The 18,203-nt window shown below is 75.1% G+C and carries 14 protein-coding genes; 4 read left to right on the forward strand and 10 right to left on the reverse strand.

The features are described 5' to 3' along the window. Positions 1–16 precede the first annotated feature (16 nt). Positions 17–1,036 carry a bile acid:sodium symporter family protein gene (locus ACL02T_RS14040; protein WP_412831132.1) on the reverse strand — a complete coding sequence of 340 codons (1,020 nt, stop codon included), beginning with the start codon at positions 1,034–1,036 and terminating at the stop codon, positions 17–19. Between the two features lie 70 nt (positions 1,037–1,106). On the opposite strand from ACL02T_RS14040, the gene ACL02T_RS14045 reads away from it, so the two are divergent. Further along, positions 1,107–1,955, forward strand: coding sequence for a LysR family transcriptional regulator (locus ACL02T_RS14045; protein WP_412831133.1), 849 nt, complete (start codon positions 1,107–1,109; stop codon positions 1,953–1,955). Between the two features lie 69 nt (positions 1,956–2,024). Here ACL02T_RS14045 and ACL02T_RS14050 read toward each other — a convergent pair whose 3' ends face one another. The 6 genes from ACL02T_RS14050 to ACL02T_RS14075 all read right to left on the reverse strand — a co-directional run bounded on the left by ACL02T_RS14050 (position 2,025) and on the right by ACL02T_RS14075 (position 8,613). Continuing rightward, positions 2,025–3,980, reverse strand: coding sequence for a vWA domain-containing protein (locus tag ACL02T_RS14050; RefSeq protein WP_412831134.1), 1,956 nt, complete (start codon positions 3,978–3,980; stop codon positions 2,025–2,027). Then, on the reverse strand, positions 3,973–5,373 hold the full coding sequence (locus ACL02T_RS14055; protein WP_412831135.1) for an ATP-binding protein: 1,401 nt from the start codon (positions 5,371–5,373) through the stop codon (positions 3,973–3,975). Before ACL02T_RS14055 ends, ACL02T_RS14050 begins: the two co-directional genes overlap by 8 nt. 103 nt (positions 5,374–5,476) lie before the next feature. Then, positions 5,477–6,379, reverse strand: coding sequence for a M56 family metallopeptidase (locus ACL02T_RS14060; RefSeq protein ID WP_412831136.1), 903 nt, complete (start codon positions 6,377–6,379; stop codon positions 5,477–5,479). Between the two features lie 29 nt (positions 6,380–6,408). After that, positions 6,409–6,762, reverse strand: a complete 354-nt coding sequence (locus ACL02T_RS14065; RefSeq protein WP_412831137.1) for a BlaI/MecI/CopY family transcriptional regulator — start codon at positions 6,760–6,762, stop codon at positions 6,409–6,411. 54 nt (positions 6,763–6,816) lie between these two features. After that, the gene (locus ACL02T_RS14070) at positions 6,817–7,620 is read right to left on the reverse strand and encodes a L,D-transpeptidase (RefSeq protein ID WP_412831138.1); all 804 of its coding nucleotides are present in this window, start codon (positions 7,618–7,620) and stop codon (positions 6,817–6,819) included. 261 nt (positions 7,621–7,881) lie between these two features. Beyond that, positions 7,882–8,613, reverse strand: coding sequence for an enoyl-CoA hydratase (locus ACL02T_RS14075; protein ID WP_412831139.1), 732 nt, complete (start codon positions 8,611–8,613; stop codon positions 7,882–7,884). A 76-nt stretch (positions 8,614–8,689) separates the two neighbouring features. Here ACL02T_RS14075 and ACL02T_RS14080 point away from each other — a divergent pair, with 76 nt between their 5' ends. Continuing rightward, positions 8,690–10,210, forward strand: a complete 1,521-nt coding sequence (locus tag ACL02T_RS14080) for an MFS transporter (protein WP_412831140.1) — start codon at positions 8,690–8,692, stop codon at positions 10,208–10,210. Here the strand turns inward: ACL02T_RS14080 and ACL02T_RS14085 are convergent. Next, positions 10,183–12,402: an FUSC family protein gene (locus ACL02T_RS14085; RefSeq protein ID WP_412831141.1), complete on the reverse strand. Its 2,220-nt coding sequence runs from the start codon at positions 12,400–12,402 to the stop codon at positions 10,183–10,185. The two genes, ACL02T_RS14080 and ACL02T_RS14085, sit on opposite strands and share 28 nt — an antisense overlap. A 39-nt stretch (positions 12,403–12,441) precedes the next feature. Next, positions 12,442–13,293: an LLM class F420-dependent oxidoreductase gene (locus tag ACL02T_RS14090; protein ID WP_412831142.1), complete on the reverse strand. Its 852-nt coding sequence runs from the start codon at positions 13,291–13,293 to the stop codon at positions 12,442–12,444. 96 nt (positions 13,294–13,389) lie between these two features. On the opposite strand from ACL02T_RS14090, the gene ACL02T_RS14095 reads away from it, so the two are divergent. Both ACL02T_RS14095 and ACL02T_RS14100 read left to right on the forward strand, forming a co-directional pair. Next, positions 13,390–14,964, forward strand: a complete 1,575-nt coding sequence (locus ACL02T_RS14095) for an FAD-dependent oxidoreductase (RefSeq protein ID WP_412831143.1) — start codon at positions 13,390–13,392, stop codon at positions 14,962–14,964. A 149-nt stretch (positions 14,965–15,113) separates the two neighbouring features. Further along, positions 15,114–16,769: a bifunctional 3'-5' exonuclease/DNA polymerase gene (locus ACL02T_RS14100; protein ID WP_412831144.1), complete on the forward strand. Its 1,656-nt coding sequence runs from the start codon at positions 15,114–15,116 to the stop codon at positions 16,767–16,769. A gap of 499 nt (positions 16,770–17,268) precedes the next feature. On the opposite strand, the gene ACL02T_RS14105 is transcribed toward ACL02T_RS14100, so the two are convergent. Beyond that, on the reverse strand, positions 17,269–18,162 hold the full coding sequence (locus ACL02T_RS14105; protein ID WP_412831145.1) for an SGNH/GDSL hydrolase family protein: 894 nt from the start codon (positions 18,160–18,162) through the stop codon (positions 17,269–17,271). Between the last annotated feature and the right edge of the window lie 41 nt (positions 18,163–18,203).

Here is an 18,203-nt window from a genome sequence, read left to right on the forward strand (position 1 = left end):
GTGCCGGCCCGCCGGATCAGGCGGTAACGGGTTCGGTGGCCGGTTCCGCCGAGCACCGGGCCAGCCGGCCGGCGATCGCGGCGCAGGCCATCAGCTGGATCTGGTGGAAGAGCATCAGCGGCAGCACGAGCAGGCCGACCTGCGGGCCGGCGAACAGCACGCCCGCCATCGGCAGCCCGCTGGCCAGGCTCTTCTTCGACCCGCAGAACAGGATGGTGATCCGGTCGGCGCGCGGGAACCGGCGCGGCACGAACCAGGTGAGGGTCAGGACGACGGCGAGCAGCAGCACGCAGGTCCCGAGCAGCGCGCCGAGGGCGGCCGGGGAGAGCCGGCCCCAGATGCCCTCGACCATGCCCTCGCTGAACGCCGCGTAGACGACCAGCAGGATCGAGCCGCGGTCGACCACCTGCAGGTACTTCCTGTTCCGCGTCACCCAGCCGCCGATCCACGGGCGCAGCAGCTGCCCGAGCACGAACGGGGCGAGCAGCTGGAGGGCGACGTCGACGATCGCGCCGCCCGAGATCCCGCCCTGCCCCGCCGACAACCCCGACAGCAGCAGGCCGGTGAGCAGCGGGGTGATCACGATGCCCAGCAGGTTGGACAACGACGCCGCGCAGATCGCGGCGGGCACGTTGCCGCGCGCGACGGAGGTGAACGCGATGGACGACTGCACGGTCGACGGCAGGCAGCACAGGAACAGCACGCCGAGCTTCAGCTCGGTGGGCAGCACCACCGACGGGACCAGCTGCACCGCCAACCCCAGCAGCGGGAACAGCACGAAGGTCGCCAGCAGGACGGTGCCGTGCAGCCGCCAGTGCTTCAGCCCCTCGATCGCCTCACGGGTCGAGAGCCGCGCGCCGTACAGGAAGAACAGCAGCCCGATGGCCACCGTCGTCACGTGCCCCACGCCGATCGCGACGACCCCGCGGGCGGGCAGGAGCGCCGCGATCCCCACCGTGAGGAGGATCAGCACGAGGAACGTGTCGACCCGGATCCGCTCCCGGAGACGCTTCAACCGCCGCAGCACGGGTTCCATCGTCCGCCACGGACGCTCATGCGGAAACACGCACACCGCTCTGTCTGTCATCACGTCCTACGATGACCCGATGTTGGACCCCGTTCTGCTGCGCTCGTTCGTCGCGGTCGCGCGCACGGTGAGCTTCACCCGTGCCGCGGAGCGGCTCGCCGTCCGGCAGTCGACGGTGAGCCAGCACGTCCGCAAGCTCGAGGCCGAGGTGGGCCGCACCCTGCTCGCCCGCGACACCCACACCGTCGCCCTCACCCCGGACGGCGAGGCGATGCTGGAGTTCGCCACCACGATCCTCGACACCGGCGAGCGGGCCCTGGCGCACTTCCGCGGCGCGCGGGTGCGGGGGCGGCTGCGGTTCGGGGCGTCCGAGGACCTCGTGCTCACCCGGCTGCCGACGATCCTGGCCGGGTTCCGCCGCCGTCATCCCGAGGTCGACCTCGAGCTGACGGTCGGGCTCAGCGAGACGCTAGAGGCCGAGCTCGACCGCGGCGAGCTCGACCTGCTCTTCGCCAAGCGCTCCCCCGGCCGGACGGGCGGAACGCCGGTCTGGCACGACCGCTTCGTCTGGGTGGCCGCCCCCGGCTACCGGCCCGACGACGACGCGATCCCCCTGGTCAGCTACCCGCCGCCGAGCCTGTCCCGGGCTGCGGCGATCGCGGCACTGGAGGCGACGGGACGGCCGTGGCGCATGGCCTGCACCAGCGGCTCGCTCTCCGGGCTGCGGGCGGCCGCGCTGGCCGGGCTCGGGGTCGTCGCGCACGCGGAGACCCTGCTCCCCACCGGCCTCGCCCCGGTCTCCGGGTTGCCGCGGCTCGGCGAGTTCGACTTCACCCTGCAGACCGGCCGCCGCGCCCTGACCGCGCCGGCCGAGGCCCTGGCCGGCGCGATCCTGGACAGCGCGGGCAGCCTGCGTGGGGCGCCCTGACCTGCACGAACGGCACTTTTGTGCAGTAGGTCTGCACAAAAGTGCCGTTTGTGCGAAGAGGGGCCGGGGTCAGGAACGGCGCTTCAGGTAGTCCGCCACCACCTCGGCGCCGAGGCCGTCGAGGGTCGGGTTGACCACCCGGCCGCCGACCCGTTTGGCGACGTCGTCCATGAACACGGCCAGGCGAGGGTCGTCGCCGAGCACGAAGAAGGTGAACGCGGCCTTGAGCGCCGCCAGCGTGTCGAGCTGCCCGATCGTCGCCCGCAGGGTGTGCGGGCTGGGCGGGTAGTCGAAGTAGGCCTCGCCGTCGGGCTCGAGGTGCGCGGTCGGCTCGCCGTCCGTGACCACGAGGACCACCGGCGTGGCATCCGAGTTCTTCCGCAGGTGCTGCCCGGCGAGCAGGAGCGCGTGATGCAGGTTGGTGCCCTGCGCGTACGCGCCCTCCAGTCCCACCAGCTCCCCCAGCTCGACGGACTGCGCGTGCCGCCCGAACGTCACGAGCTGCAGCGCGTCGCCGCGGAACCGGGTGGAGATCAGCTGGTGCAGGGCCAGCGCGGTGCGCTTCATCGGCACCCACCGGCCCTCGGCCACCATCGACCAGGACGTGTCGACGAGCAGGGACACCGCCGCTCGGGTGCGCTGCTCGGTCTCGACGATCTCCACGTCGCTGACGTCGAGCGCCCGAGGGTCGCCGCCGGCCCGCCGGAGCTGGGCGTTGAGCAGGGTTCGCGGCACGGACCAGGCTTCGGTGTCGCCGAAGGCCCACGGCCGGGTCGCCCCGGTCGCGTCGCCGGCCGCACCGGCGCGGCGGGTGTCCCGCTGACCGGTCCGGCCGGAGAGCTGCTCGGCGACGTCGCGCAGGATCGACTGCCCGAGCCGGCGCAACGCCTTGGGCGACAGCAGCAGCGAGCCGTCGGCCGCCCGTTCGAACAGGCCCTGCCGCTGCAGCTCGCGCTCCAGCTGGGCCAGCGTGCGGGCGTCCACCGCGGCCTGCTCGCCGAGCATCTCGGTGAGCGCGTCGAGGTCGATGTCGTCCAGGCGCGCACCGGGGTAGCTCTGGGCGAGCTGCTCGGCCAGCGAGTCCAGCTGCCCGAGCTCCTCCAGCGCCCTCGTCGCCTCGCCCATGCCCATCGGGTTCTCGCCGCGGAAGCGGCCCGAGCCCGCCCAGTCCTCCCCGGGCCGCAGCCCCTGCAGCATCGAGTCCAGCCGGGCCATCTGCTGCGCCAGCCGGGGGTCCCCGAAGGCCTGCTGCGACAGCTCCATCAGCTCGGCCCGCTGCTCGGCGGTCATCGAGTTGAGCATCCGCTGGGCCGCGGCGGACCGCTGGGCCAGCGTGTCGATCAGTTCGTCGGTGTTCTGCGGGTTTTCCGGGAAGAACTCGCCGTGCTCGTCCATGAACTCGCGGAACTGCTCGCTCGTGTCCTGCCCGGAGGCGTGGTTCTCCAGGAGCGAGTTGAGGTCCGTGAGCATCTCGTTGATCCGCTCGACGTCCTCGGGCGTGGCGTTCTCCATCGCCTGCTTCATGCCCTGGAAGCGCTGGTCGAGCATCTCCCGGCCGAGCAGGTCGCGGATGTCCTCGTAGGCCTGCCGCGCGTCGGCGGACCGCCAGTCGTACTCGTTGAGCTCCCGCACGGCGCCGCCGGTGTCGTTCGGCAGGGCGTCGAGCTGCATCTCGCGGAACCGGGCGTCGTCGGAGTCCTCGTTGCCCAACGACTCCCGCTCGGCGTCGAGGGCACGCTGCAACAGCTCCCGGACCTCCTGCAGCGTGCCGTCGAGCCGGTTGTCCCGCTGCAGGTCGCGCCGACGCTGCCAGACCTGGCGGGTCAGGTCGTCCAGCCCCCGCCGGCCGTCGAGACCTCGGCGGAGCAGCTCCTGCAGCGCCTGGCGCGGCGAGGAGCCCTCCATGACGTCCCGGCCGATCTGGTCCATCGCCGAGCGGATGTCGAACGGCGGGGCGAGCGGGTCCGGGCCCCCGGCGTACGGACCGTAGGCGTAGCGGTGTCTCCTGCGGCGCGGATCAGCCATATTCCACCGTGTCGCCGTCGTCGGTCTCGTCCTTGGCGAGCTTGCGGGTGAGGAACAGGTACTCCAGGGCCAGCTCGGCGGCACTGGCCATCGGGCCCGGGTCCTCGGTGCCCTCCGCACCGAGCCGCGTGGCGACCTCGGTGAGCGACTCGACCGTGGGCAGCTTGGCGACGACCTCGGCCGCGGGCACCCGTTCGCCGGTGCGGACCGGGCGGGTGGCCACCTCGTCGGCCAGCTCGGACAGGTCGACCCCGCGCAGCGCGAACCGGGCGGTGTCGGCGGTGGCCCGGCGCAGCAGGTGCTCGAGGATCTCCTCCTCGCGCCCCTCCTCCCCGGACTCGAACTCGATCTTGCCGCGGAGCACGGCGGGCACGGCCTCGAGGTCGACGGGCCGGGCGTAGGCGCGGGCCTCCCCGGTCAGCGCCGCGCGGCGCAGGGCCGCGGCCGCGACGGTCTCGGCGGCGGCCACGGCGAACCGCGCCGACACGCCGGAGCCCTGGTCGACCGCGCTCGACTCGCGCAGGTGCCGGGTGAACCGGGCGACGACCTCGATCAGGTGCCGCGGGACCTCCGCGGCCAGGTGGGCCTCCTGCACCACCAGGTCGACCTCGTCGGACACCTCGAGCGGGTAGTGCGTGCGCACCTCCGCTCCGAACCGGTCCTTGAGCGGCGTGATGATCCGGCCGCGGTTGGTGTAGTCCTCCGGGTTGGCGCTCGCCACGAGGAGCACGTCGAGCGGCAGGCGCAGCGTGTAGCCGCGGACCTGGATGTCCCGCTCCTCCATGACGTTGAGCAGCGCGACCTGGATGCGCTCGGCGAGGTCGGGCAGCTCGTTGATCGCCACGACACCGCGGTGCGCCCGCGGCACGAGGCCGAAGTGAATGGTCTCGGGGTCGCCCAGCGAGCGGCCCTCGGCGACCTTGACGGGGTCGACGTCGCCGATCAGGTCGGCGACGGCGGTGTCCGGGGTGGCGAGCTTCTCGGTGTACCGCTCGGAGCGGTGCACCCAGCCGACGGGCAGGTCGTCGCCCAGCTCGGCCGCGCGCCGGACGGTGGCCGGCGCGATGGGCTCGTACGGGTGCTCGCCGAGCTCGGAGCCCTCGATCACGGGGGTCCACTCGTCGAGCAGGGTGGCGATGGACCGGAGCAGGCGGGTCTTGCCCTGGCCGCGCTCCCCGAGGAGCACGACGTCGTGTCCGGCGATCAGGGCGCGCTCCAGTTGGGGGAGCACGGTCGACTCGAAGCCGACGATGCCCGGCCACGGGTCGCGGCCCTCGCGAAGGGCGGCGAGCAGGTTGTCGCGGATCTCGGTCTTGACGCTCTTGGCCTCGTGGCCGGAGGCCCGGAGGGCGCCGAGGGTGCGGGGAAGATCGGAGGGTGCGGTGAACGGCACGTCCTCCACGCTACGCCCGCGCCATGATTACCGCGCAACGTTCGGACGTCTACCCAGCTCAGACCACGTGAGTGGCGATAGTCGCCAGGGCGACTACCGCCACTCACAGGAGGAGCAGGACCGTCGGGACCGCCACCAACGCGAGTGCCCCGAGCCGGACGGCCACGCGGGAGTACCAGGGCAGCGGGCAGGGATGCGCGGTGATCCGCTCGATCCGGGCGTCGAGGGCGTCGGTGAAGGAGCTGAGTGCGGCGGCAGGGGCGGAGCCGCCGACGGTCTTCAGCGCCCCGACGAGCTCGTGGGGCTCGGAGCGGCAGGCCGCCACGTCGTCGGCCCGCATCTCGATCAGCTCGGCGACGGCGAGCTGGGCGCACACCATCCCGCGGACGAACGGGGCCGTGGCGCCCCAGGCGACGAAGGGCAGCACCACCAGGTCGTGCCGTTCCCGCAGATGGGACTTCTCGTGGGCGAGGACCGCCCACACCTCCTCGGGCTCCAGGGCCTCGAGGACCCCGGCCGAGAGCACCAGCCGCGAGCTGCGGCCGGGCAGGCAGTACGCCACGGGCTGCGGGTGGTCGAGCACGCGGGTACCGGGCGAGTCCGGCCAGGGCGTGGCCAGGACGTCGAGCAGGTCGCGGTGTCGTCGCCGCGCGCGCAGGGTGCGGACGTACATGGTGCCGAGCACCCACACCAGCCGCCCGCCGACGCCGAGCGCCGCGACGAGGGCGATCAGGTGGACCGCGTCGAGCCGGGCCGGCCAGTGCCCCCCGTTCCCCCCCGTGACCAGGGTGCCGACGGCCGCCGGGAGCGTGTCGCCGAGCGGGGACAGACCGTAGACGACCCCCGACCCGACCAGCGAGAGCCCGCCGGCGAGCCCGATGGCCTGCCACACGAGCAGCGCGCCCACGGGGTCTCGTCGGGTCCACCGCGCCCGGGCGAAGGCACGACTGACGGGCTCGGCGAGCAGGACACCGAGCAGGAGGAGGCCGAGCGCCGCGAGCGCCATCGACCCATTGTCCGGGAGACTCGGCGGGACTAGTCGAGCAGGTCCCGCAACCTGCGGCGCTCCTCGTCGGGGATCGAGCCGAGGAAGCGGGCGAGCGCGGCCCCGCGGTCCGGGGCGCCGTCGAGCGCGTCGTTCATCAGCTCGGCCACGTGGTCCTCACGGCTGGCCGTGGCGCGGTAGTGGTGCGCCCGGCCGTCGCGGGTCCGGACGACGAGCTGTTTGCGCTCCAGCCGGCCCAGTACCGTGAGCACCGTCGTGGTGGCGAGCTCGCGGTCGGCGAGCGCCTCCTGCACGTCGCGGGCGGTCAGCTCGCCCCGTCCGTCGTGGGCTGCGGCCCACAGGACCTCCATGACCGCACGTTCCAACTCCCCCAGGCTCCGCACGGGACGGATTCTACTGCATGTAGAACCGAGCGGCGCCAGGACTTAGGGTGTCCTTCACGTGACCTGCACCTCGTCGCCCACCTGTAGATGAGCGAAGAAGGCCCGGGCGTCGGCCTCGAGCAGCTTCACACAGCCGGCCGACGGGGTGTCCTGCCGGCCCTGATGGAAGGCGATGCCGCCGGGGGCGAAGAACACCGAGTACGGCATCTGCACCAGGTACTCGCGGCTGGTGTACTGCTCGGCCTTCCACTGCACGGAGAAGGTGCCGAGCGGCGTCGGGTCCTCGCGATCGCCGGTTTGTACCTGGACCGGTCCGCGCACGACGGTGCCACCGTCCATCAACCAGGCCTTGTGGCCCGCGACGTCGACACAGGCTCGTGCGGTCGCGGTGCACGGCGTGCCGGCGACCCCGTTCGGGTACGCCGCCGGTGCCCCGCCGCCCGCGGTCGAGCCCGAGGACGACGCGGCGGGCGAGGCGGCCGGGGCGGCCGCGCCCAGCCGGGTCGGCGCGCCGCCGGATCCGGACCGCGGCTCGCCGGCCTGCCCCGACCCGGCCGGCTCCCCGGCCTCGGGGTCCGACGCCGTCCCGCCGGCCTCGTCGGAGCCGGCGGTGGGCTGCGGGGTCGTCGTCGCGTCCTCGTGCGTGCCCTCGGTCGGCCCGACGTGGGCGGGGCCGGCGGCGCCATCCTCCGGGACACCGTCCTCGGCGGCGCGTGTGGGGGCGGGCTCGGACGGTCCGAGCAGCCCGCCGAGCACGGGCGTCGCCGGACGGGGCCCCGGCTCGGCGGCCGCGGGTCCGAACCCGACCAGCCCGACGACGAGGGCGACCACCCCCGCCGCCACGGCGCCGCTCACCACCGCGGGGCGGGTCCGCCCCGGAGCCCGTCGCCGTCCGTCCTGCCGGACCATTGCCACCTCACCTGCCGTACGTCCTTCCCGGCTCAACGACCGGGCGCCGGACCGGGTGACGGCCGGGGCGGCACCGAGGTGACGATCCGTCCACATCGAGCCCTTCGGGTGAGACGGGCGCGTCACCCCCACGACCACCGGCCCGGATCCTCACCAGGCGTGATCGAGCTGCGCCGAACGGAGCAGCGGCGCTGTCGGCGGGAGCAGCCGTCAGCGGCCCTCGTAGGCCGGGACCCGCTTCTCCGACCGGGCCGCCCGGCCCTCCTCGAGGTCCGCGCTGCTCCAGCACCCGTCGAACGCCTCCAGGAGGTCCGCGTCCGACTCCGCCGGCTCGACCTGGTCGAGCACCAGCTTGTTGTAGGCCAGGGTGAGCGGGGCCAGGCCGGCGAGCTCCGCGGCGAGGGCCCGGGCGTCGTCGACGGGGCCGAGCCGGTCGACCAGACCCCGGCCGAGGGCCAGCTCCGCGCCGACGGTGTCGCAGGCGAGCAGCAGCGCGCGGGCCGTGGCGCCGCCGCCGATCTGCACGAGGCGGCGGATCGTCCACGGGTTCACGGCCAGCCCGAGCCGGGCGGTGGGCAGCGCGAAGACCGCGCCCGGGGCGGCGACCCGCAGGTCGCACGCGATCGCGAGTTGGGTTCCGGCGCCGACCGCCGGACCGTTGACGGCCGCGACCACGGGGACGGGCAGGGAGTGCACCGCGTCGAGGGCGGCGTGCAGCGCGTCCCGGAAGCCCTCGCCGTAGACCTCGCCGAAGTCGGCGCCGGAGCAGAAGCTGGTGCCCGTTCCGGTCACCATCACCGCCCGGACCGCGGCCGCGCGCAGCTCCTCGGTCGCCGCCACGATCCGCCGGCACGTCTCGACGTTGAGCGCGTTGCGGCGCTCCGGCCGGTCCAGCTCGATCACCCCGACCCGGTCCGCCCCGACCGTCACGTTGACCGTCACGTCCACACTTCCCCTCGCCCGCCGACCGACCGAGATTACGAGGTGCTCGGGAACCGCCGGGGCTAGGGTCCGGCACATGGCGGAGCAGGGGCTGCGGATGGGGACGGCGGCCGGGCGCTGGGTCCTGCTCACCACGGTCCTCGGCTCCGGTCTCGTCATGCTCGACGGCACCGTGGTGAACGTGGCCCTGGCCCACATCGGCGAGGACCTCGACACGGGGTTCACCGGCCTGCAGTGGACCGTGAACGCCTACACCCTCAGCCTGGCCTCCTTGATCCTGCTGGGCGGCTCGCTCGGCGACCGGTACGGGCGGCGGCGGGTGTTCGTGATCGGCGTCGTGTGGTTCGCGCTGGCCTCGCTGGCCTGCGGGCTCGCCCCGGACATCGGGACGCTGGTGGCGGCGCGGGCGCTGCAGGGGGTCGGCGGGGCGCTGCTCACCCCCGGCAGCCTGGCGATCATCTCCGCCTCGTTCCACGGGAAGGACCGGGCCGCGGCGGTCGGGGCCTGGTCCGGGCTGGGCGGCATCGCCGGTGCGGTCGGGCCGTTCCTCGGCGGTTGGCTCGTCGAGTGGACGTGGCGCGCGGTGTTCCTGCTGAACCTGCCGCTCGCGGCGGTGGTGGTGGCGGTGGCGCTACGGCACGTCCCGGAGACCCGCGACACGGCCGCCGCCCGCGGCCTGGACCTGTCCGGCACGGCGCTGGCGGTGGTCGGGCTGGCCGGGCTGACCTGGTCGCTCACCGACCTCGGAGCCGGGACGGCCTCCGCGGCGGCGTGGGTCGCCCTGGTGGTCGGGCTGGGGGCGCTCGGGGTGTTCGTGCTGGTGGAGCTGCGCTCCCGGCACCCGCTGGTGCCGCCGGTGCTGTTCGCCGACCGGGTGTTCACGGCGGCCAACGTCGTGACCCTGCTCGTGTACGCCGCCCTCGGCGCGCTGTTCCTGCTGCTGGTGCTGCAGCTGCAGATCGTGGCCGGGTTCCCGCCGGTCCTCGCGGGCGCCGGACTGCTGCCGGTCACCGTCGTCATGCTGCTGTTCTCCTCGCGCTCGGGGGCGCTGGCCGAGCGGATCGGGCCGCGGATCCCGATGACCGTGGGGCCGATCGTCGCGGCCGGTGGGCTGCTGCTCATGCTCCGCATCGGGCCGGACGCGTCGTGGCTGGTCGACGTGCTGCCCGCGGTGCTGGTCTTCGCCGCGGGGCTCACCCTGACGGTCGCGCCGCTGACCGCGACCGTGCTCGGGGCCGCCCCGGACCGCTACGCCGGGGCCGCCTCGGGGGTGAACAACGCCGTGGCCCGTGCCGCCGGGCTGCTCGCGGTCGCGGTGATCCCCGGCGTGGCCGGGATCGGCAACGCCGACTACTCCGACCCGGTCGCCTTCGGTGCCGGGTTCCGCACGGCGCTCCTGATCGGCGCCGGCCTGCTCGTGCTCGGCGGCCTGGTGTCGGCGGTGACGATCCGCAGCACGCTCCGCGCCGACGTCCCGGCCGCCGCACCCGAGGCCGAACCCGTCGGACCGCCGCTGGAGCGGATCCCCCTCGAGCGGTGCCCGCACTGCGGCATCAACGCTCCCCAGGCCTACCCGCGCGACTCCGCCGGTTCCTGAGCCCGCGCGGTCCCGGCGAGGTCCCCGGCGAACCCGACGACGACCTGGTCGATCCGCCGCAGCGGCCGGACGGCCGCGAGCAGGTCCCGGCGCAGCCCCGGGTCGTCGCACCGGGCCGCCCACGCCTCGGCGGTGTCGACCAGCACCTCGGCGGACACGATCGCGTCGCCCTCGGCCGAGCCCGCCGGCCGGAGCAGCTCACCGAGGCCCGCGACGTTGGCCCGGACCCGGGCGACCGCGGGATCGAGCGTCGGCGCCCACCCCGGGACGACGATGCGGTCGGACAGCCGGGCGAGGGCGCGGGTGTAGTGGTCCACCGCCGTGAGGACGCGCAGGGCCCGCTGGTAACTGCCCCGCCCGCGCCGCCGCGGCAGCGGGTTGTCCAGCGGCTTGGCGCGCAGCCGCAGGGTGCCCAGCTTCTCGTCGGCCGCCCGGGCGAGCTCGACCGGCAGCCCCGCGGGCGGGCGTCCCGTCAGGCGGTCCCCGGCGGCCTGCAGCGCCGCGTCCAGGGCGAGCACGGTGTCGTCGAGCGCCTCCCGGAAGGCGGCCCGGGTGTGCTTGGGCAGCACGACGAGCGCGGCCAGGGCGCCGAGCGCTCCCCCGACGGCGGTCTCGACCACGCGCAGCACGAGGGTCTCCACCGAGAACTGGCCGATCAGGCCGTAGAGCAGGGCGAGGACCGCGGTGATCCAGAAGGCGAGCAGCCCGACGGAGACGCGGAACAGGTAGAGCGCGAGGAACACGCAGCCGACCAGCAGGATCACCGTCGGGATCGGCCGCCCGCCGACCAGCACCGCCAGCAGCATGCCCGCCACCACCCCGCCCACGGTGCCGAGGAGCCGCTGCCAGCCGCGGGCGAGGACGTCACCCCGGCTGGCGGTGCCCGCGAAGACCACGAACGCCGCGATCACCGCCCAGTACCAGCGGGCGGGCGAGATCAGCTCGCCCGCCACGATGGCGAGGCTGGTCGCGACCCCGACCTGCACGGCCTGCCGGGTGGACAGCGCGATCCGGTCGACGGGCCGCCCGGGGGCCTCCGCGTCCGGCTCGTCGGCGTCCGCTCCGTCGGTGGGCTCCGCGAGCGTGATCGGCGCGGGGACGGCGGCCTCCTCGCCCTCCAGCGCGTCGGCGAGCCGGACGACGGCGAAGGCCACCCGCTGCTCGCGCGGCCGCGCCCCGCTGTGCTCGGCGACGAGGTCCGCCACGCTGTGGCGGGCCCCGGTGAGCACCGCCGCGCGCAGGGCCTCGGGCGTCCCGGTCGCGGTGGCCGAGGCGAGGCCCCGCACCCCCTCGAGCAGTGCCTCCCGCACGGGCGGTTCCAGCGCACCAGGCCGCGTCGGGTCGTCGGCCAGCCGCCGGGCCGAGACCGCGAGCCGCTCGGCCGCCAGCTCCAGGTCGGCGACGGCGAAGGACAGTGCCCGCCGATCATCGTCCTCGCCGGCCTGCTCGTCGGGCTCCGCCCGCTCGTCGCGCAGCTGCTCGATCCGGTCGACGACCAGCAGCATCGTGTCGTTGAGCCGGGTGCGGCGGCGGTGCAGGTCGCGCAGTGCGGCCTCGATGTCCCGCTCGTCGCCGGCGGGCGCCTCGAGCAGGTCGACGACGGCGAGGGCGAGCGCGTGCACGTGCGCCCGGACGGCGCGCAGCAGGTCGTCGAGCACCGTCTCCGGCTTCTCCGCGAACACCCAGCCGCGCAGCAGCAGCGTGGACCCGATCCCGACGCCGACCGCGGCGAGCAGGGTCGGCAGCTGCTCCGGCCGCGCCTGCAGGAACTGGGTGAAGAAGTAGGGCATGAACATCGCCATGCCGAGTGCCGTCCCGCGCGGGCCGTACCGGCGGATCGCCACGGCGACCATCATGACCAGCACGAACACCGCGTCCGAGACCAGCCGGTGCTCGGCCAGGAGCGTGCCGACGACCGTTGCGGCGGCGGCCGGGAGCACCATCAGCGCGAGGGTGACCCGGCGGCGGTGGTCGTCCGGCTCGGCCACCGACAGGTTGCTGATCATCGCCAGCGCCGCGGCGAACACCACGACGGTGACCGGTTGCCCGGTGGCCGCGCGGACGACGGACATGGCGGCGACCGCCAGCACCATGGCCGCGGTCGCCACCCCCGCCAGCCGCAGCCGGCTCAGGCCGGGGTCCACACCCGTCACCCAGGTGCGCAGCTCCCCGATCCACGCCCGCCTGCGCACGGCACGGAGTCTCCCACCGCGGTGATCGCCGCGCTCGCGTCAGGTGCGGCTCGGGCCGAGCTCCGCGGCGAGCGCGCGCAGGGCGGTCCGGTACTCGTCGTCCGGCGTTCCGGACGCGGTGAGGATCTGCGCGCAGACATGGTCGGCCCCGGCCTCGAGGTGTGCGTCCAGCCCGGCGACGACCGTGGCCGCGTCACCGTGCAGGACCAGCGCGTCGATCGTCCGGTCGCTCGCCGTGTCGAGGTCCTCGGCGGTGAAGCCCGTCCGCAGGAGGTTGCGGCGGTAGTTCGACAGCCGCAGGTACGGGTCGCGGACCCGCGGGCGGCCGACCGTGCGGGCGTACTCCGGGTCGGCGGACAGGACGACCTTGTGCTCGGGCGCGAGCAGCGGGCCCGGGCCGAGGATCTCCCGGGCCTCCGCGGTGTGCTGCGCGGTGGTCAGGTACGGGGCGGCACCCGCGGCCCGCTCTCCCGCCAGGCGCAGCACCTTCGGGCCCAGGGCGGCCAGCGCGCGCCCCGCGACCGGGACACCGGCGTCGTCGAGGTCGTCGAGGTAGCCGACGATCGTGTCGTACGGCGAGCGGTACTCCTGGACGGCCTCGGGGTGCCCGATCCCGACCCCGAGCAGGAAGCGGCCGGGGTACGCCTTCTCGAGCCGGTGGTAGGACTCCGCGACCTCGCGCGCGGGCGCCTGCCAGATGTTCACGATGCCGGTCGCGATCGCGATCCGCGTGGTCGCCGCCAGCAGCTCCTCGGGCAGTGCCAGGTCGGCGGGCGGGGAGCCGCCGATCCAGATCGCGCCGTAGCCGAGCTCCTCGATCTCCGTCGCGAGCTCGGGGGTGAGCTGGTCACGGCGCAGCCAGGTCCCGTAGCGGCCCAGGTCCACCGACATGCGTCACTCCTGTGGTTGAGGGATGGGGTTCCGTTCCCGGCAACCGGCGTCCCACACCGCGCATTCCTGTCGGTACCCGTCCGTAGGCTGCCGGACGTGAATCATCGGGGCGTCGGTCGCACCCTGCCGTGGCGGCGCAGGCCGCAGGTCCTCGTCGCTGCCCGGCCCGACGAGCCCCGGCGAGTGCCGCCGGGTACGCGGGCGGTCGTCGCCGGCGGCGGGATCGCGGGAGTGAGTGCGGCAGTGGTGCTCGCCGAGCGCGGCGCGGCGGTCACGCTCCTGGAGGCCGCACCGACCCTCGGCGGGCGGCTCGGCGCCTGGCCGCACACCGTGCCGGACGGGTCGGAGCAGGTCGTCGAGCACGGCTTCCACGCCTTCTTCCGCCACTACGACACCTGGCGGTCGATCCTGCGGCGGATCGACCCGGAGCTCGGGTTCCTGCGGCCCGTCGAGGGCTATCCGGTGATCTCCCGCCGCTGGCCCGCCGAGGACCTGGGCGACCTGCCGGCCGCGCCGCCGTGGAACCTCCTCGCGCTGTTCGCCCGCTCCCCCAGCCTGCGGCTGCGCGAGGTCGCGGGCGCCGACGCCGGGCTCGGGTTCGCCCTGCTCGCGCACGACCCGGAGGCGACCGTCGCGCGGTTCGACGCGTGGAGCGCCGACGAGTTCCTCACCCGGCTCGGTGTGTCGGAGCGGGCACGGCAGATGCTGTTCGAGGCGTTCGCGCGGTCGTTCTTCTGCGACCAGGGCGGGCTGTCCGCCGCCGAGCTGGTGGCGATGTTCCACTACTACTTCCTGGGCAACCCGGCCGGTATCGGCTTCGACGCGCCGTCCGAGGACCACCTCACCGCGATCTGGGCGCCGCTGGCCGCCCACCTGCGCGGGCGCGGCACCGAGATCCGGACCGGCGCCCGGGTCACCGCGCTCGAGCGCGCGGGGCGGAGCTGGCGGGTGCACGGCGGGGGCGAGCCGGTGGAGGCCGAGCACGTGGTGCTCGCGCTGGACCCCGGGGCGTTGCGGACGCTCCTCGCGCAGTCCCCGATCGCCCCGGAGCTCGCGCGGCGGGCGGCGGCGTTGTCGATCGCCCCGCCCTTCGCCGTCACGCGGCTGTGGCTGGATCGGGACGTCCGGCCGGAGCGCGCCGTGTTCAACGCGGTCTCGGGCGAGCCGACGCTCGACTCGGTCACCGTGTACTCGCGGTTGGAGGGCGGATCGGCCCGCTGGGCCGCCCGCACCGGCGGGTCGGTCGTCGAGCTGCACTCCTACGCCTGCCGCGCGCCGGACGTCGCCACCGCCACGGCCCGGATGCGGGCCGAGCTGGCGGGGCTGTGGCCGGAGACCGCCGAGGCCGGGGTCCACCACCTGCAGGAACGGCTCGAGGCCACCGCGCCGGCCTTCCCACCCGGCACGGCCGGCACCCGGCCCCGGGTCGTGACCGACGCTCCGGGGGTGCGGGTCGCCGGGGACTTCGTGGAGTGCCCGTACCCGTCGGGGTTGATGGAGCGGGCCGCCATGACCGGGGTGCTGGCGGCCAACGACGTCCTGGCCGCGGTCGGGGCCGGGCCCGAGGAGATCCGCGGGATCGCGGCCCGAGGGGTGCTGGCGGGCCTCCCCGTGCACCGGCTCGGCAGGCTCGGCCCGGGTGCGCCGCGCCCGGATCCGGCGGAGCGGTGAGCGGGCGTGCGGGCTCGTCGACGACCGCGGCGGCTGCGGAGGGGGTGGGGTGGGCGGCGCCGGGAGGAGAGGCCGGTGCCGCGCCGCCCGATGCCGTGTCACCGGCCGGCTCGGCCGATGACGTGTCACCGGCAGGGTCGGCCGATCCCGTGTCACCGGGTCCGGCTCCGCGCGTCTCTGCGGCGGCGCGCACGGCGCGGCTCGCGGTGCACCTCGACCACGAGCGCGGCGTGGCGCTGGTCCGCCCGCTCGATCCCGCCGGCGAGCCCGTCGACGCCGTCTGCGCCGTACCGGTGGCCGAGCTCGACCTCCGCGGAACCCGCTCGGTGTGGCGCAACGCCCGCACCTACCGCGCCCTGCTCGCGGCGGGGGTGCGGGCGGAGCGGGCGCACGACCTCGAGCTGGTCGAGGGCCTGCTCGTCGCCGCCGACGGCGCCTCCGGAGCACCGCGCGGGCTGGCCGCCGCGGCCGCCCGGCTGGCCGGCGCGCCCGTCCCGCCCGACGAGGAGCGCGAGGAGCCCACCGACGAGCCGCCCGCACTGTTCCGCCGCGCCGAGCCCGACCCGGCCGGCACCCTCGCGTCGCTCGTCGCCGTGCACGCCGCCCAGCAACGGCGGCTCGCCGCCGACCCGGGGCTGCGGACGCTCGCGGCGGCGGAGTCGGCGGGCGGGATCGTCGCGGAGGAGATGCGCGCCGAGGGCCTGCCGTGGCGCGCCGACGTCCACGACGCGCTGCTCACCGAGGCGCTCGGCCCCCGCCCCGCCGGACACGGCCGCCCGCCGCGGCTGCTCGCGCTCGCGGCCGAGGTCGAGGCGGCGTTCGGGCGGCCGGTCAACCCCGACTCCCCCGCCGAGCTGCTGCGCGCCTTCGCGCGTGCCGGTGTCGAGCTGCCCAGCACCCGGTCGTGGGTGATCCGCCAGGTCGACCACCCGGCGGTCGCGCCGCTGCTCGCGTACAAGGACCTCGCCCGGCTGCACGCCGCGCACGGCTGGAGCTGGTTGCGGACCTGGGTGCACGAGGGGCGGTTCCGGCCCGAGTACGTCGTCGGCGGAGTGGTGTCCGGGCGCTGGGCCACCCGCGGTGGCGGCGCGCTGCAGATCCCCAGGGCGGTGCGTGCGGCGGTGCGCGCCGACGAAGGGCACCGACTCGTGATGGCCGACGCCGCCCAGCTGGAACCCCGGATCCTCGCCGCGCTCGCGGGCGACGCCGAACTGGCCCGGGCCGGGGGGCGGGAGCGGGGCTCCGACCTCTACGCCGGTCTCGCCGCCGAGCTGTTCGGGCCGAACGTGCCGGACGGGCGGGCCAGGGCCAAGCTCGCGGTGCTCTCCGCGATCTACGGGCAGACCTCGGGCGACGCGGGCGCGCATCTCGCGCTGCTGCGCCGCCGCTTCCCCGCGGCGGTCGCGGTGGTCGAGGAGGCCGCGCGGGCCGGCGAGGAGGGCCGGCTCGTCCGATCCCGGTGGGGCCGCACCTGCCCGCCGGCCCGCCCCGGCGACGAGGTGCCGGCGCGGGCCCGGGCGCGCGGCCGGTTCACGCGCAACTTCGTCGTCCAGGCCACCGCGGCGGAGTGGGCGCTGGTGTTGCTCGCGGAGTTGCGGGCGATGCTCGGGCGGGCGGGCAACCCGTCCCGGCTCGTGTTCTTCCAGCACGACGAGGTGCTGCTGCACGGGCCGACGGGCGCGGCACCGGAGGCCGCGGAGCTGGTGCAGGACGCTGCCGACTCCGCCACCCGCATCCTCTTCGGCGCCACCCCCGTCCGCATCCCGATGCCCGCCCGGGTCGTGGAGTCCTACGCGGAGAAATGACGCGGTATGGTTCCACAACGCGCGTCCTCAGCCTCCATCCACGCGTTATGGAACCATAATGCGGATTCGGCACCGGCCCTGCCAGCAGTATGGAACCATAACGCGTTCTCCACGAGCGGGCCGTCCAGTGCAACGCCGTGGCTCTTCTGGAGCGGAGACGTCCCGACCCGTGTCGTTCCAGCCCGGTTCCAGCCCGCACGATCTCGGACACCCAGCGCGTCATGCTCCATGACGGGCGACGAACCCCGGGCCGTCAACGCATTATGGCTCCATAACGTGACGAGCCCCGGGGCCGTCAGCGCATTATGGCTCCATAACGTGACGAATCCCGGGCCGTCAGCGCATTATGGTTCCATAGTGCGGCAATTTCCAGGCCATCAGCGCATGATGGTTCCACAACGCGACGATCCCCGGGCCGGGAACGCATTCGAGGCCCCGCGCGCGCCCACCCGTACCGCGGGGACCTGGCATCGGCCGGCGGACGGTCGTTCAGGAGCCGCTAGGCGGCGCTCGGCACCGGTGTGTCGAGCGCGGCCAGGACCGCCTCCCCCATGGCCTGCATGCCCTGGGCGTTCGGGTGCACCGGCGCGGCCGGCGAGGTCGGCAGCAGCCCCTCGATCCACTTCACGGCCGGGAGCTGGCACATGTCGTGGCCGATCGTCGGGGTGTAGGTGTCCACGTACACGGCGCCCGCGGCACCGGCCTGCGCGGCGAGCATCGCGTTGAGGTCCTTCTCGATCCCGCGCAGCCACCCGATGTCGCCCGGGCTGAGCGGCACCACCGGGAAGCAGCCGGGCCCCTCGTCGGGCAGGAGCGCCGGGTACCCGACGACGGCGACGCGCGCGCCCGGCGAGCGCGCGCCGATCTCCCCGAGCACCGAGGCGATCTTCGGCGCGGTCTGCGCGATGCGCCGGTCCAGCTGGTCGCCGTAGAAGTCGCGGCAGGCAGTACCCAGCGGCTGCTGCGGCGACCGGAGCGCGCACTCCTGGATGATCTCGCCGAACCCGATGTCGTTGCCGCCGATGGTGAACGTGACCAGGTCCTCGCCGCCGGTCAGCGCGTCGAACTGAGCGGGGTTCTCGCCGAGCACGACCTTCTGCGGCGCGACGAAGTCCGCCGTCGTGGCGCCGCTGCAGCTGACGTCGACGAAGTCCGTGGCCCCGGACACGGCCGCCACCAGGGACGGGAAGTTCGCACCCGACCGCAGGCACCCGGCCGGCTGCCCGCCCGACGGCGGGATCAGCGGGCCCGCGCTGTACGAGTCGCCGAGGGCGACGTACCGGCCGGCCTGCTCGGTCCCGTCGGCCAGGGCCGTGCCCGCCGTGCCCGGGAGAGCGGCCACCACGGCCAGGACCACGAGGAGGGAGCGGCGGACGGTCGGGACACGGCGCACGGGCGGCCTCCGGGGAGCGGGCGGCGCCCACCGGTGAGGCG

This window comes from Pseudonocardia oceanicola (genome assembly GCF_047200735.1).
Classification (GTDB): domain Bacteria; phylum Actinomycetota; class Actinomycetes; order Mycobacteriales; family Pseudonocardiaceae; genus Pseudonocardia.